Annotated in this window: 11 protein-coding genes; 3 read left to right on the forward strand and 8 right to left on the reverse strand. The window is 62.7% G+C overall.

The genetic code is table 11. The features are described from left to right. Positions 1 to 12: 12 nt before the first annotated feature. Positions 13 to 147, reverse strand: coding sequence for a 50S ribosomal protein L34 (gene rpmH, locus IP92_RS28010; RefSeq protein WP_040378179.1), 135 nt, complete (start codon positions 145 to 147; stop codon positions 13 to 15). A gap of 449 nt (positions 148 to 596) precedes the next feature. Between rpmH and dnaA the strand changes: the two genes are divergently transcribed. From dnaA to gyrB, 3 genes are all read left to right on the forward strand, one after another. After that, on the forward strand, positions 597 to 1997 hold the full coding sequence (gene dnaA, locus IP92_RS28015) for a chromosomal replication initiator protein DnaA (RefSeq protein ID WP_145881627.1): 1401 nt from the start codon (positions 597 to 599) through the stop codon (positions 1995 to 1997). 167 nt (positions 1998 to 2164) lie between these two features. Beyond that, positions 2165 to 3271, forward strand: coding sequence for a DNA polymerase III subunit beta (gene dnaN, locus IP92_RS28020; RefSeq protein ID WP_145881629.1), 1107 nt, complete (start codon positions 2165 to 2167; stop codon positions 3269 to 3271). A 45-nt stretch (positions 3272 to 3316) separates the two neighbouring features. Beyond that, on the forward strand, positions 3317 to 5815 hold the full coding sequence (gene gyrB / locus IP92_RS28025) for a DNA topoisomerase (ATP-hydrolyzing) subunit B (RefSeq protein WP_145881631.1): 2499 nt from the start codon (positions 3317 to 3319) through the stop codon (positions 5813 to 5815). A gap of 59 nt (positions 5816 to 5874) precedes the next feature. Here gyrB and IP92_RS28030 read toward each other — a convergent pair whose 3' ends face one another. The 7 genes from IP92_RS28030 to tssF (IP92_RS28060) all read right to left on the reverse strand — a co-directional run bounded on the left by IP92_RS28030 (position 5875) and on the right by tssF (IP92_RS28060) (position 15837). After that, on the reverse strand, positions 5875 to 6387 hold the full coding sequence (locus IP92_RS28030) for a YgjV family protein (RefSeq protein ID WP_199271948.1): 513 nt from the start codon (positions 6385 to 6387) through the stop codon (positions 5875 to 5877). Positions 6388 to 6477: 90 nt separating this feature from the next. Further along, complete coding sequence (locus IP92_RS28035) at positions 6478 to 6744, reverse strand: PAAR domain-containing protein (protein ID WP_145881634.1); 267 nt, start codon at positions 6742 to 6744, stop codon at positions 6478 to 6480. Next, positions 6741 to 7973, reverse strand: a complete 1233-nt coding sequence (locus tag IP92_RS28040) for a T6SS immunity protein Tli4 family protein (RefSeq protein WP_145881636.1) — start codon at positions 7971 to 7973, stop codon at positions 6741 to 6743. The genes IP92_RS28035 and IP92_RS28040 overlap by 4 nt, the downstream gene beginning before the upstream one ends. 92 nt (positions 7974 to 8065) lie before the next feature. Then, positions 8066 to 9616: an esterase/lipase family protein gene (locus tag IP92_RS28045; RefSeq protein WP_158206751.1), complete on the reverse strand. Its 1551-nt coding sequence runs from the start codon at positions 9614 to 9616 to the stop codon at positions 8066 to 8068. A 109-nt stretch (positions 9617 to 9725) separates the two neighbouring features. Then, complete coding sequence (locus IP92_RS28050; RefSeq protein WP_145881640.1) at positions 9726 to 12452, reverse strand: type VI secretion system Vgr family protein; 2727 nt, start codon at positions 12450 to 12452, stop codon at positions 9726 to 9728. An 8-nt stretch (positions 12453 to 12460) separates the two neighbouring features. Next, positions 12461 to 14242 carry a type VI secretion system baseplate subunit TssF gene (gene tssF / locus IP92_RS28055; protein WP_145881642.1) on the reverse strand — a complete coding sequence of 594 codons (1782 nt, stop codon included), beginning with the start codon at positions 14240 to 14242 and terminating at the stop codon, positions 12461 to 12463. Positions 14243 to 14244: 2 nt separating this feature from the next. Next, positions 14245 to 15837 carry a type VI secretion system baseplate subunit TssF gene (gene tssF, locus IP92_RS28060; protein WP_145881644.1) on the reverse strand — a complete coding sequence of 531 codons (1593 nt, stop codon included), beginning with the start codon at positions 15835 to 15837 and terminating at the stop codon, positions 14245 to 14247. Positions 15838 to 15902: the final 65 nt, after the last annotated feature.

Here is a 15902-nt window from a genome sequence, read left to right on the forward strand (position 1 = left end):
ACAAGCTTTGGCTTATACAGCCAGACGCTTGCGGCCCTTGGCGCGGCGTGCGTTCAGAACCTGACGGCCACCACGGGTAGCCATACGTGCACGGAAGCCGTGGGTGCGCTTGCGACGCACGACGGAAGGTTGGTAAGTACGTTTCATGTTGGTCTCGCTAAAGAAGCAAAAAAATGCAAAATCGGGCCTGCCGCGCGGCGGAAGTACTCTGCATGCGCGCCAGTGGAATCCCTTCAGTTATTGGTGCCAATGACATTTCGCGCACCTATGCCAACAACCTCGGCACAAGCTGGCCAATCTCATCGCCCGCTAAGGTCCGCGCTGATCGTAAACTGAAAAAACACGGAGTACGGGCGGGGAACCCTGAATTATCGGCATTCTCTACATCGTTGTCAACAACCGCGCCACCCCGCAGCCGGGGCCGTCGTGCCATTTTTTCCGCAAAATCTGGCACAACCCTGTGGATAACTTGTTGGGTTCGGAGTTAGAATAGCGTGTTACGTGTGGCACTTATGGGCCCGCCGATCGTCCGACACCCTCTGACGCTACGCGGCCACACTTGGTGCCCTCCCACAGCTTTTGCAGACTGACGATTCATGGAAAATTTCTGGCAGACCTGTTCCGCGCAACTGGAACTGGAGCTGACGCCGCAACAATTCAGCGCGTGGATCAAACCACTCGTGCCGCTCGACTACGAGAACGGCAAACTGCGCATCGCGGCGCCCAACCGCTTCAAGCTCGACTGGGTAAAGACCCAGTTCGCCAGCCGCATCACCGCCCTTGCATCGCAATACTGGGAGGCGCCCACCGAGGTGCAGTTCGTGCTCGACCCGCGCCTGAACCCGGCCAAGAAGCCGGTCGCCAGCCCCGCGCCGAGCGTGCCGGGCGCGCCAAGCGTGCACACGGCCGACGTGCGCACGGGCGACCCCGTGACGCCGCCGCCGGGCAACGAATACGCGAACCAGCGCGGCCGCGAACAAAGCCGCATCAACCCGGATCTGACGTTCGAAAGCTTCGTCACCGGTAAGGCCAACCAGCTGGCGCGCGCCGCCGCGATCCAGGTGGCGAACAACCCGGGCGTGTCGTACAACCCGCTGTTCTTCTACGGCGGCGTGGGCCTCGGTAAGACCCACTTGATCCATGCGATCGGCAACCAGGTCATGAGCGACCAGCCGGGCGCGCGCATCCGCTACATCCACGCCGAGCAGTACGTGCGCGACGTCGTGACCGCCTATCAGCGCAAGGGCTTCGACGACTTCAAGCACTACTACCACTCGCTCGACATGCTGCTGATCGACGATATTCAATTCTTCGGCGGCAAGAGCCGCACGCAGGAAGAATTCTTCTACGCGTTCGAGGCGCTGATCGCCGCAAAGAAGCAGATCATCATCACGTCCGACACGTATCCGAAAGAGATCACGGGCATGGACGACCGCCTGATCTCGCGCTTCGACTCGGGCCTGACGGTGGCGATCGAGCCGCCCGAACTCGAGATGCGCGTGGCGATCCTGCTGAAGAAGGCGAAGTCGGAAGGCGTGACCCTGTCCGACGACGTGGCGTTCTTCGTGGCGAAGCACCTGCGCTCGAACGTGCGCGAACTGGAAGGCGCGCTGCGCAAGATCCTCGCGTACTCGCGCTTCCACGGCAAAGATATTTCGATCGACATCGTGAAGGAAGCGCTGAAGGACCTGCTCTCGGTGCAGAACCGCCAGATCAGCGTGGAGAACATCCAGAAGACGGTTGCCGACTTCTTCAACATCAAGGTCGCGGACATGTACTCGAAGCGCCGCCCGGCCAATATCGCGCGGCCCCGCCAGATCGCGATGTACCTGGCCAAGGAACTGACGCAAAAGAGCTTGCCGGAGATCGGCGAACTGTTCGGCGGCCGGGACCACACGACCGTGCTGCACGCCGTGCGCAAGATCGCCCAGGACCGCACCAAGAACCCGGAATGCAACCACGAACTGCACGTGCTGGAACAGACGTTGAAAGGTTGATGGCCCACGTTCAACCCAACGGCAGATGCCGGGGTCAGACCCGGCGGGTCTGACCCCAGGGTTTGCTCTTGGGTGAAAAGAACGACAGCGCTCCGCGCTCTTTGCCTTATCATGCGGCAACAATTAGCATTACGAATTAGTTATTAATTTTTTTATCGAGGATATTTATGCAACTGGTCAAAACCACCCGAGATACGCTACTTCGGCCACTGCAGATCGTGAGCGGTATTGTCGAGCGTCGGCACACGATGCCGATTCTGGCCAATATCCTCATCCGCAAGGAAGGCGAGGCAGTCTCGTTCCTGTCCACCGATACGGAAGTTCAGATCACGACGCACGCGGACATCGGCTCGGGCGCCGAAGTCACCGGCACCACGGTTGCCGCCCGCAAGCTGCTCGACATCCTGCGTGCGCTGCCGGAGTCCGGCGACGTGTCGCTGACCTTGGTGAACAAGCGCCTGACCGTCCAGAGCGGCAAGTCGCGCTTCGCGCTGCAGACGCTGGCCGCCGAGGAATTCCCGACCGTGCAACAGGCCGAAGCCTTCAACGCCTCGTTCTCGCTGCCGCAGAAAACGCTGAAGCACCTGTTCAACATGGTGCACTTCGCGATGGCCCAGCAGGACATCCGCTACTACCTGAACGGCCTGTTGCTGGTGCTGGACGGCGAGAACGTGATCGCCGTGGCCACCGACGGCCACCGCCTCGCGTTCTGCCAGGTGAAGACGGAGCAGTCGTTCGAGCGCCAGGAAGTGATCATTCCGCGCAAGACGATCATCGAACTGCAGCGCCTCCTCGAAGAGAACGACGAAGCGGTGCAGCTGGATATCGCCGCCAACCAGGTCAAGCTGGGCTTCGCCGACATCGAACTGATCTCCAAGCTCGTCGAAGGCAAGTTCCCCGACTACACGCGCGTGATCCCGAAGGGTTACAAGAACGACTTCACGATCGGCCGCGACGAGCTGCTGCGCTCCCTGCAGCGCGCGGCGATCATGACGAGCGATAAGTTCAAGGGCGTCCGCTGCATCATCAGCCCCGGCTCGCTGAAGATCTCGTCGACCAACGCGGACCAGGAAGAGGCGGTCGAGGAACTGGAAATCGACTACGGCGGCGATTCGATCGACATCGGCTTCAACGTCACGTACCTGCTGGACGTGCTGAACAACCTGAAGTGCGACCAGGTCAACGTCTCGCTGGGCGACTCCAATTCGTCCGCGCTGATCTCGATCCCCGACAACCCTGATTTCAAGTACGTCGTGATGCCGATGCGGATCTGATCCGCTTGCAGTTCCTGATTCGTGAATTTACAGAGAAAGCAGTCCATGTCCGAAAGCCATAACGAAGTCCCTGCGCAGGCCAAATCCGAAGAATACGGCGCTTCTTCGATCCAGATCCTGGAAGGCCTGGAAGCTGTCCGCAAGCGCCCCGGCATGTATATCGGTGACACCTCGGACGGCACCGGCCTGCACCACCTGGTGTTCGAAGTGCTGGACAACTCGATCGACGAAGCGCTGGCCGGCTACTGCTCCGAGATCCACGTGACGATCCATTCGGATAACTCGATCTCGATCACCGACAACGGCCGCGGCATCCCCGTCGGCCTGAAGATGGACGACAAGCACGAGCCGAAGCGCTCCGCTGCCGAGATCGTGCTGACGGAGCTGCACGCCGGCGGCAAGTTCGACCAGAACTCGTACAAGGTCTCCGGCGGCCTGCACGGCGTGGGCGTCTCGTGCGTGAACGCGCTGTCGAAACTGCTGCGCGTGACGATCCGCCGCGACGGCAAGGTCCACCAGATGGAATTCGTGCGCGGCGTGCCGCAGAACCGCGAAATCGAAATGCGCGACGGCGTGGCCGTCTCGCCGATCAAGGTCATCGGCGACACCGACAAGCGCGGCACCGACGTGCACTTCTGGGCCGACGAAGACATCTTCACGCACGTGGAATTCCACTACGAGATCCTGGCCAAGCGCATCCGCGAACTCTCGTTCCTGAACAACGGCGTCAACATCAAGCTCTCCGACCAGCGCACCGGCAAGGAAGAGATCTTCGCGTTCGAAGGCGGCACGCGCGGCTTCGTCGAGTACATCAACAAGGCCAAGAACGTGCTGCACCCGACCGTGTTCCAGGCGACCGGCGAACGCCAGTCGGACCAGGGCACGACGATCTCGGTGGACGTGTCGATGCAGTGGAACGACGCCTTCAACGAACAGGTACTCTGCTTCACGAACAACATCCCGCAACGCGACGGCGGCACCCACCTGACGGGCCTGCGCGCCGCGATGACGCGGGTGATCAACAAGTACATCGACGAGAACGAATTCGCCAAGAAGGCCAAGGTGGAAATCTCCGGCGACGACATGCGCGAAGGCCTGACCTGCGTGCTGTCCGTGAAGGTGCCGGAACCGAAGTTCTCGTCGCAGACGAAAGATAAACTGGTGTCGTCCGAAGTGCGCGGCCCGGTGGAAGAGATCGTGGCGAAGACGCTGACGGACTTCCTGATGGAAAAGCCGAACGACGCGAAGATCATCTGCGGCAAGATCGTCGAAGCGGCACGTGCCCGCGAAGCGGCCCGCAAGGCGCGCGACCTGACCCGCCGCAAGGGCGTGATGGATGGCCTGGGCCTGTCGTCGAAACTGGCCGACTGCCAGGAACGCGACCCGGCGCTGGCCGAACTGTACATCGTCGAGGGTGACTCCGCAGGCGGCTCGGCCAAGCAAGGCCGCGACCGCAAGTTCCAGGCGATCCTGCCGCTGCGCGGTAAGGTGCTGAACGTGGAGAAGGCACGCTTCGAGAAGATGCTGTCCTCCGAGCAGATCACGACCTTGATCGCAACGCTCGGCACATCGATCGGCCCGGACGAATTCAACGTCGAAAAACTGCGCTACCACCGCATCATCATCATGACCGACGCGGACGTCGACGGTGCCCACATCCGCACGCTGCTGCTGACGCTGTTCTATCGCCAGATGCCGCAACTGGTCGAACGCGGCCACGTGTACATCGCCCAGCCGCCGCTGTACAAGGTCAAGGCCGGCCGCGACGAGCGCTACCTGAAGGACGACCTGGAAGAAGCGGGCTACATGATGACGGTGGCACTGAACACCGCCGTGCTGACGCCGCGCGAAGGCGCCGACCCGATCACCGGCGAAGCGCTGACGGAACTGGCCCGCCAGTACAATCTGGCGAACGCCGTCATGACGCGCCTGACGCGCGTGATCGACCGTGCCGCGCTGACCGCGATCATGACGGGCGTGAAGCTGGACCTGTCCACGATCGACGCGGCCCGCGCCACCGCGCAGGCCCTGTCGGACAATGTGAACGACGCTGCGGTGACGGTGTCCGTCCGTTCGGACGAGCTGTCGGAAAAGCACATGCTGTGGATCGAGCGCATGCATCACGGTAACGTGAAGGTGTCGACAATCGACGCCGACTTCGTCACCAGCGCCGACTACGCCGTGCTGTCCAACGCCGCATCGACGTTCACGGGCTTGATCGGCGAAGGAGCCTTCATCCGCCGCGGCGAAGGCGAGCGCACGAAGGAATCCGCCGTACGCGACTTCCACGACGCGATGCAATGGCTGCGCGACGAAGCCGAGCGCACCGTCACGAAGCAGCGCTACAAAGGTCTGGGCGAGATGAATCCCGAGCAGCTGTGGGAAACGACGATGGACCCGACCGTGCGCCGCCTGCTGAAGGTGCAGATCGAGGACGCCATCGCGGCGGATCAGATCTTCACGACGCTGATGGGCGACGACGTGGAACCGCGGCGGAACTTCATCGAGTCGAATGCGCTGCGGGCGGGGAATATCGACGTGTAAGCGTCGCCTGCTTCAGCATCTGCACGGCCTCCTTCGGGAGGCCGTTTTTCATTGGCGGTTCAAGCAGCGCTGGCCGTGCCTTGCCGGATCATGCGCGCAATCGTCACGAGATTGACGGCCGCGATGACGACTTCCAGCGCCGTGCCGCCGATCGAGCCCGAGATGACGTTATTGGCGATCCACAGGCAAGTCCCCAGCAGCATCACCAGACGCATCGCGACGCCCTGCAGCAGAAACAACGCCAGCGTGCCCAGACACGACGCCCCGAGCGGCAGCCAGTCGCTGGGCTGCCTGGCCAACGCCATTCCCAGGCCTATATTGACCGCGACGACGGCCAGCGCGATCCAGACGGAACGCGTACGCAGCGCAAGCACTGAGCGCACCAGCGAGACCGTCGAACTGGCCACGGCCGTGTGATTGCCGAGCAGCGCGAAGTGGACGATGTAGGCGAAGCATTCGCCGGCCATGAACAGCTTGAAGCGGCGGTCGTCCGTTTGCAGGAACGAGCTGACGCCGAGGACGAAGGCGACGTAGCCGACGCATTGGGCGGGGGAGAACCAGTCGATGGGCATCAAGATGACGGCGGCCAGCCAATGGCGGCCGCAGGAAAATCGAACAGCCCACGATTATACTGGGCGCGGCCCTGTACGACCGCCGCAGCGCTAATCGGAGCTGAATTCAGCGCACGTAGAGATAAGTGTCGCTCCGCACGAAGTCTTGTGTCCGTGGTACGCGACGGGCACGCCATCGATCGTATGGCTGTCACTGCCCTCGACAATCGTGCACACCCCATGACCCGGCATGGGGCAGACACACTTGTCGCCCAACAGGGCGACCGCCTTGCCGCCGACCTTGAAGTGTGTGGCTATTACCGACATGACCTTGCCGCCATGGCTGGTCGGATCGCCGAGACGAATGACGTTTTTCATGGCTGAGCCTTCGTCAAAGTCCACTCGGTGGGAGTACTCAGGGTGAAGGTGGGCTGATGGTTCTTCAGCTTGTCCAGAACGGTTGTCGGTGCGAGCAATTGGGCCTGCGGCATCCGCGCCCCCTTGACGAAGTGCTGGGTTGCACCGCCGAGAACCTGATGGCCTTCGACATCGGCGCTACAACTCCACCAGCCGGTGGCTGGGCAGGACTGGGAGGCGCGGACGCTGGTCTCTTTGCGTTCCACATTGGCACGGGCCCCCTCCTTCAGTGATGCAGGTTGTACCTGCCGCAGGCGAAGCGATCCCGAGATTTGATCCCATAGTGTCTGCACATCCTTATCAGGCAAGCTGGAATTGACGGGTTCGCCGGGACGGCCGACTCCTGTACTAAGCTCCAGAGTCAGAAACGGCCTCAGCGCATCGGCTTCCTTCACAGTGTCGGATTCCCACATATAGCTGTGCCCATACGTTCCGTTGAGTTCTTTCACACGCTCGGACAATTCTTCACCTGGGATGCCATTGATCTCGCGCCGCCCCTTAAAAATCGTCTTAAAGTGCGATGCATACCTCGCGTGTACGCTGTTATCCGCGTGACGTTGCAGAAGGGTGGTGTCATTCTTCACGCCACTCATCGTACTTAGAGCAATGTTTATGTCTGGACGCTCAGCCCAACCGGCAAACAATACTGTGGACTCAATCGGCTTAGCCGTGGGAATGGGGTCGAGAATTATCCCATTCCCAAAGCAAAAGCCGGACCTTTCGGGCAACTCATCGTTCCGTCGTACGCGAAGTTGGCCAAGCAACGCCTGGAGCTCCTCAACCTCGTCTGAGTCTCCAATTTCCAGATAAAACGTAAAACTCACGCCATCGACACGTGCTAATGCCTCTATCGTCGCACTATTATGGTCGATTTTCTTAGGCCCCTCGAAGTGATAGGTCCACTGCCGATCAAACATAAATATCTTCCCGTTTGCAGGCGCATTCCTAACTTCCCGGACCAGTTCAAGATTTGGAAGACCTCTTTCGTTTTTTCCTGCAGCGAGCTCTTGCTCTCTGGCGAAAAGGCGCCTGCTGAACTGTGCCTCACTTTCAGAAACATCGGAAGAAACCCGCCAGCCATACACCTGAGATCCGCCGTAAGAGAACTGCATGTCTGCAGGAATATCGATCAGAAATCTCCCCACACAGATCGGGTGGAAAGATTCCGCTTTTCCTCGTGTGTCGTCCATTTTTACACCTCCAGAACTGAACCGTGCAGCAGCAATCACTAATGCCGCGAATATTAATATTGATGTCACGCATATTATCAATCTCAAGCGATTCATGATTCCGCAACACCTTTCGCTACAAGTTGCAAAGTTAAAGCGAGCGCGTGCTCATGAGAGAAAACGTCTTGGTGAGAAAATCCCTCGATACTAAATACCTCCTTCACTACATCTTTGCATCCCGCTGCCGATTTCGTTGGCACTGTTCCGTCACCCGCCTCATCTTGAAGCGATGGCACGAACCAATTCGTGTCTTTGGGCGTGAACTCAATAATCCGTCCTCCTCCCCGAAATCTCTCTACACACTTTCCGTTACCGAACACATTGACGCTTGAGTCTGGCGTTGTGCTTTTCCATATAAAGCGACCGTAAGATAAAAATTTAGGATCGCCACCATAAAGCGCATATGTATTCTGATGAAAGTAGACGCCTAAAACACTCTCATGGAACCGCTTTGCCTGCCGTACAGAGCGCGTCATCTTCTGCAGTGCAATCGTTTGATCGCGATGCTGTTCCGCCGGGTCTATAAGACTGGGATCGAATAATCTATACCAGGGCAAGATATCGGCATAGAAGTCGTAGATATTCTGAACAGGGACAGCCAAGCTTTGGCGTGGCTGTTTTCCCGTGCTCATGGGCGACACGCTTAACCATGGGGTTGGGTAGAGATGCGTGGGAAGCAACTCAAGAGCGCCCGGAGCATGAGCCATCACCGGATTCGTATGAGCCGGTGTGCGGCCTGCGATATCGGCAAATTTATCCGCAGCGGCGTTCTGGATCATTCCGTTACTCGGGCTTGATGACTCCGTTCCACAAGCAATCCGGCGGTAACAAACGGGCGCGCCCAGCGCTGGCATGCACGCATGCACAACGCATGCTATCCGGTCGTGTATCTGTTTCGCGCATGCACGCGCGACAAGTCCGCCCATTGAGTGCGTAACAAGAACCACCTGGCGGCAGTCCAGTTCAGGCGTGTTCCAGTGGGCAATGATCTCCTCGATATGCAGTCTGAGCGAGTTAGCGGATTGTTCATTCGATTGCAGCCAGTTATACCCGAACGCGTAAACCGGATACCAGTACTGCGCCAGCTTTTCAATCTCGGCAATCTCCAGCTCCGCCAACGCTCCCTTCTTTGTGCCATTCCACCGTCGCCGGTCAAACAGGTTTAAAGAATGCCAGTTGGATGAGGGGAACGGGGTCGCCGCGCAAGTGAGGAACTGACCAAATTGTGAGTGAAGCGCACACAGCAAAGTCCCGTAACTACTCCAGTGGACCTCGCCCCACCCACGCTCACGCGCCAGGCTCGCATTCATTCCTGCAATCGTTGCTGCAGCCGGCAGATCGATCGCGCCTGAAGGATCAACCTCCAACGTAGGTCCATCCAATATTTTCTGTCGAGTTGACGGAGATCTGTCCTCCCACTTGGTCGCCTCGCTGATCCCCTCATTTATGCCGTTGGGCGGCCGCCAGGCAGACTCCCCCGGCTTCAGTTCCCGATTACGAGGCGCTCCGTCCTTCGTACTCGCCCTCAAATTACTCCCCATAATCCCCGGCACGAGAATTATCGGCATCACCTTCGAAGGCGGCACATCCAGCCGTGCACGCACACGACACTCCTTCGGCGACAGCGTCGTCTTCGCACGCAACGTTCCGTCAGGAGCTGGGGTAGGCTGGCCGATCGGCCGGGTGGGTTCATTCGTGTTCGCCATGTGGACCTCAAGGTTGCTTGTCTGCGGGGTAAATCGTGATGTCGACGTCACCAATGGCGTCGCTGGTGACCAGCTCGGTGCGGCCCTCGTTATCGGTGACGCCTTCGACAGACGAGCCATCCGGCAGATCGAGCCGGTAGCGACGCCCGGCCACCGGTTTGCCGGTGTGACTGCTGAACAGCACCACCCGTTCATCCGTCTCCACCTTCGTGCTCGGGAACTTGACCTCCTTCGCACTACCGCCGCCGCCCTTCGTATGCTCGAACGAGGCTGACTTGATCGTGTACGCCCCTTTGCACTGCTGGACGACTTTCCCATCGCCGTAGTTCACCTGCGCGCCCTTGGTAGCGAGGCGGATTTCCGGTGCCTGCAGCTCGATGCCCTTGCCGGCATTGATCTTCACGCTGCCTGTCGCGGTCAATTCGATATCGCCGTTATGGCTCTGGATCACCACGTTGCCCGAGGCCGCGATCAGCTTCATGCCCAACTTGTGGGCAAAGATGCTGACGCCTCGCAGCGCGCGGAGAAACACGTTGCCGCCCGCGGCCACCTGCGCGTCTTTCGATGACAGCAGGTCGAGCGCGGTCTGCGCCGCCACAGCGACGTTGCTGTCGCTCGCCAGCAGCATGCCTTCGGGAGCGCTGGCCGCAATGACCGCGGCCGGTGCCTTGACGCCGTCCCACTGTCGTATGCGGTCGCAAAGCCGCGCCAGCTCGCCATGCATCGAGCCGTCTTCGGCATGCGTCTGTGCGAGTTGCGACAGTTGCTCTGCCACCGCTTTCAGCATCTCGGCCGTGCCGACCAAGTCGTCGCGGCTCAACTGCGGGCCGCCGGAATCGGCCTTGGCGGAAAGGAGGACGCCACCCGCTCCCCGGATCGCGATCGCGCTATCGGTCCGCAGCTCGGCGCCGTCGCCACGCGTCTCGCTGAACCCATCCACCAGGGGCTCGGTCAGCATTCCCATATTCAGCTGCGCGTCACTGTGGTCGCTGGCCAGCTGTACGCCGATGCGCCCTTTCGTATCGTCGAACCGCAGTTGGTTGCCACGCCCGCCTCCCTGCACCTCCCGGCTCCGCATCCCCGACAAATACCGGTTCCCCGGCAACCCGCCCCCACTGCTCAACTCCGGCGGCTTCCCACGCTCGTTGTACATCTGCCCCACGATCACCGGCTTGTCCGGATCCCCGCCCAGGAATGCGACGAGCACCTCGCTGCCGACGCGCGGCAACGACAGCGAACCGCATTGGCTGTGCCCCGGCCCATTGCCCGCCCAGCTGCTGGCCACGCGCACCCAGGCCGAGTCGTCGTCCGTGTTCGATGCGCCCACGTTCGATGCATGCTGGTGGTCCGCTGCGCGCGTGGCGGGGAAGCGGATCTTCACGCGGCCCAGCGCGTCGCAATGCACCTCCTCGTTCGCCGGCCCGACGACGATCGCGCTCTGCATGTGCACGGGCGGCAGGTCGGTGCGCGGGTCGTAGGCGGGGACGAGCGGTACGCCGCGGCGGACGGCCGTGAAGCGCATACGGACGGGGCGGTGGTCCAGGTCGTCGTTGGCCCAGCCGCTGCGGTGGAACACTTTCGCTACCCGCTCGGCCAGGTCGCGCGGCAGGTTGTTCTTCGCCGTGATGTGCAGTTCGGTGACGACGAATTCGCGCTCCATCTGCGGGTGGCGGTCGATCTCGGGGTGGCCCGTCAGCTCGAAGTATTCGCCGGCGCGGAAGTCACGCACGCTGCCCTCGCCGATGAAGCACTTGGTCTCGAAGTCGTGCCGCTTCATCGCCAGCGTGCCGAGCGCGGTAAGGTCGTCCGGATCGTCGCCCGCATGCGGCGGCAGTACCCGATAGTCGTCCAGCGCCGCGCCGACATCGCCGCCGCTCGGCCCCTGGTCCGTGTCGCTGTCGAGGCGCACCTGCATCAGTTCCGGGGCCCATGGGGTACGGTAGTCCCAGCTGTGCAACGTGACGACGCGCGGCTGCAGCTTGCGGACGCCGGTCCAGCCGGTGATCGCGTCGCGCCCCTCGGTGGCGGCGTCGCGGTGGTAGCGCACGGTGCCGGCCGTGCTTTGCCGCGCGCTTTCAAAACGGTTCATCAGGACCAGCTGGTGCTTCGGATACCGCTCCGATTCGTCCGGCCGGAAGCACCATGCGATGCCGCGGCGTTTGAGCAGACGGCGGATGAACGCGGCGTCCGTCTCGTTGTGCTGCATCGTGAATTCGCGCTGCGGATAGCTCACCTGCTCGAAGACGTCATCCGTCGCGATGCCGAACACGGGGCCCAGCACGCTGTTGTTGCGCTGCCATTCGTCCACCAGCCGGCGTACGATCTCCACTTCGTTGAGGTTGCGGTACACGCGGGTGTTGGTGCGCTTGTCCAGCACCGCCAACGCATCGCGGATCACCAGCTGGTAGCTCGCCAGGCCGCCGTCGCTCTCGCCGGCCCACGCTTCCGTGACGATGCCGCACACCGAGCGCAGCTTGCCGCGGTCCGTTACGATGTCGATCGCGGCCGGCTGGGCGATGAACTCCTTCAGCGGCAGCTGCGCATCGAGGGCCACGCACAGCACGCGGTACTCGAAGCCGCCGCACAGCGTTTCGACACCCTGCACCCGCTGCGGCAGCAGCACGTCTTCCATCATCATGCGCGGGTGGTCGACGCGCAGGCGCAGCGGACGGTTTTCCGTCACCAGGTCGCGGTGCGTGACGAGGAAATCGACGAACGCATTGACGATACCCATGCAGCCTCCTAAAGCGGCGAAACCTCGCCCATCCGTTCGGCACAGCGCAGCAGCTCCGCGCCGCTGGTGGAGCGCAGCACGACCCTGGTGAAATTGGTGCGCCCCGTGCAGCGGGCGTAGTAGTCGTCCAGCAGCCTGGCGAACACGAAGATGCTGCGCTGGGCAAATGCACTTTCGTCGATCGTCACTGCCACTTCCAGGCCATACGCCAGCAGCCCATGCCCCAGGTAGCGCGTCCACTTCATGTGTTCGGTGCGATGCACGGCGACGATGCCGGACAACTGGCGTTGCGCTACCGCGCAGTCGGCGGACGCGTTTTGCCCCAGCATCTCGACGAGCATGTTCCGCGAGTGGCAGCCGTATCCCCACGCCAGCGTGCGGATCAAGTCCCATTGGCCGCCGCGCCGGTCCGCCAGCGCGCAGGGCCGCGTCGGTTGGCGCAGCAGGCGGATCACGCGCCCGCCGGCCTGCTGGTCGCCCGTCAGGTCGCCGTCGGCATGACCGATGGGCAGGCTCGCCGGCAGGTCGCCGTTCGTGCATGTCAGCCGCATGTCCACCGTGCCGCTTTGCAGGCTGACGGGTTGCTCGTCGCGGTCGACGATCGTTACCTCGTCCTGCGTGCCCGTCGTGGCGTTTGCCAGCCGGGCGAGCCACAGGTACTCGGCCTGCCGGGTAAGCCCCACGTTCAATGCCGCCATGCGGGCGTTGATGGCCTGGCCATCCTTGTTCCCCGTCAGCTGGGCGGAATCGATCCGGTAGAACGTGCCCTCCGCTTCGCCGGCGCGCGGCACGACGATCTGGTAGGTCTTGCGCCCTTTCACCAGCCGCACGGGTTCCGCCGGCCGTTCGAACAGGTTGATCACGGGCGTGCATCCGAGCCGGAACGTTGCCGCTGACAGGGTTTCCAGCAGCCGCGGCGCCGGCGTCTCGTGCAGGTCCGGCAGGATCAGGTGCAGCGTGACGCTGCGCGCGCCGGGTGGCGCATGCGCGAGCACGGTGTGCAGGTCGATATCGAAGAAGTCGAACTTCTCCGGCATCGCGAAGTACTCGGCCCACAGGCGCAGCCCCGTTTCCACGTCGGTCAGCACCGGCAGCATCGCCTCCTCGGGGCGGTAGCCCACTGGCGTCAACGGCAGCGCAGCGAGCTTGCGCCATTGCTGGTCCGACTCCACGCAGGTGCACAGCGTGCGTGCCAGCAGCGCGTCGTACAGGGCCGTGCGGGTGGCGGCATCGGCATCGACGAATACACGCACCTTGTCGATACCCAGTTCGTCGAGACCGCGTGCCGGCTCCGTGCTGTCGATCGTCAGCTTGATCGCGCCGCCGGTGCCATCGGGAATACGCAGGTCGGCCGGCACGTCGATGCACGGGACGAAGCTGGCGGCAGTGATCGCAAGTGGCGCGAGCGTCACGTCGTAGACGGTGCGGAAGCGGCACGCCGGAGTAGCCCGCGTGCGCCAAGACGTGCCGCGCGGGATCGTGCTGGTCGTGCGCTCGTCGGTGCCCTGCACCTGGGCGATCGAGCATGATGGCAGCGGCCGCAGGTAGAACGGTTCGGTGTTTTCCAGCAGGTCGCTCGTGAAGCGGTCGTGCGCATGGTCCAGTTTCCACGCCTGTTGCGCGCACAGCAGCGCGGTGCCCTGCACGACTCTTTCGATGCCGGGATCGGCACTTTCGCCATCGGCCAGCGCCAGCTTGGCGGCCATCTCTGGCTTGCTGCGCACCAGCTCGCGCAAGTTGCGGCGCAGGATGGCCAGTTCCTGCATGAAGTAGGGAAGCAGCTTTTCCATGGTCAGAGCGGTAATGAGGTTGCTGCCCGCGCCGTGCAACGCACCAGCTCGCGCCCCGCCTCGTCGACAACGACCAGCTGCGTGAAGCTGTGCGGCTGCGCGTAATACGCGAGGAACCGGTCCATCACTTGGGCGAACACAAACACGCCGCGCCGGGCGAATGCCACGTCGTCGATCGTGACGCGCACCTCGATACCGTGCATCCAGGCCGCCCCTTGCGGGAAGCGCAGCCAGGCAGCGGCGCCATGGTGATCGAGGCCGACGATGCCCGCCAACAGCTGGGCCGGCGCATCGTACAGGCGCAGCAGGTTCAATAACGCCGGCAATCCCTGCCGCGACAGCCTGCGCTCGGTGGGCGAGCGGGCGGCCAGCACGTGCCATGGATGGGCGTTCGGGCGCGCTGCCGTTGGCACCATCAGCAACCGCGCCGCGCCGCCTTGCCCCGTCAGATCGCCGCCGGGATGGCCGATCCGCAGCCCGGCCGGCGGCTCGGCGTTCGTACAGGTGACGCGCACCGCCACCGTGCCGCATCGCAGGTCTAGCGGACGCTGTTCACCGTCCACGAACGAGATCGTGTCCTGCACGCCCGCCGCCGTATCCGCATGCCGGAGCAGCCAGCACCCGGTGTTGCGGGAACCGCGCGGCCCGTCGAACGGCGCGAGCACGTTGCCGTCGTGCGCCACCGCATCCACGCTGAACAGCGCCACGCGGGCTTCGTCTCCCTGCGCGATCCGCAATGGATAGGCGTTATGGCCCGCGCTGACCCGCACCGGTTCGGCGACCCGTTCGAACAGGTTGACGACGGGCGTGCACCCCAGCCGCAGTGTCGCGGCGGACAGCGCTTGCAGTGCTTCGGCCGCGTCCAGTTGCGGCAGCGCTACGTGCAGGACGAGGCGGTGCGTGCCGGCCGGGCAGCGCGCCAGCACCGGCTGCAAGTCGATGTCGAAGAAGTCGAACTTGGCGGAGAAGGCAAAGTACTCGGCCAGCAACCGCAAGCCCGCTTCGTCGCCTTGGCGCGGCGGCAGCAATGCCTCGTTGTCGGCGCATCCCACCGCGGCGAACGGTGGGACGGCCAGCTGGCACCATTGCCGGTCGCTGTACAGGCAGGTGCATACCGCATGCATGAACAACGCATCGTGCAGGGCGCTGCGTAGCGCGGGTGGCGCATCAATATAGACGCGCAGCGGCGTGGCCGCGGCCACGTCCAGCGGCAGCGCGGGATCGATGCTCTCGATGGCGATGACGATCTCGCTGCGGCATTCGGGCGGCAGCCCGAGGGCCGCGGGCATGTCCAGGCACGGCAGGAAACGGGCCGACGTGATCGCGACAGGCAGCAGCGTCACGTCGTAAACCGTGCGGTAGCGGCATGCGGGCCGGCCCCGCGTCACGAGTTCGGTGCCCCGCGCGAGCGTTGCCGGCGCGGCGCCGAGCACCTGCGCAATGGCGCACGACGGCATTACGCGGCCGTGCTCCGGTGGCAAGTCATCGATCAGTGATGGCGCGTGCTGCTCCGGAGGGCGTTGCCCGCGCGCGGCACGGAACGCCACCGACTGCATCATCCGTTTCAGCTCCGCGTCGCTGGGCGGTTTGTCCATGCTGCGCTCCCGTGATAACGAGAGGCAATATTTACACAGGCAAACTCGGCGTTATTGACGCCACG

The sequence above is a fragment of the Pseudoduganella flava genome (assembly GCF_007830495.1).
Lineage (GTDB): Bacteria > Pseudomonadota > Gammaproteobacteria > Burkholderiales > Burkholderiaceae_D > Rugamonas > Rugamonas flava.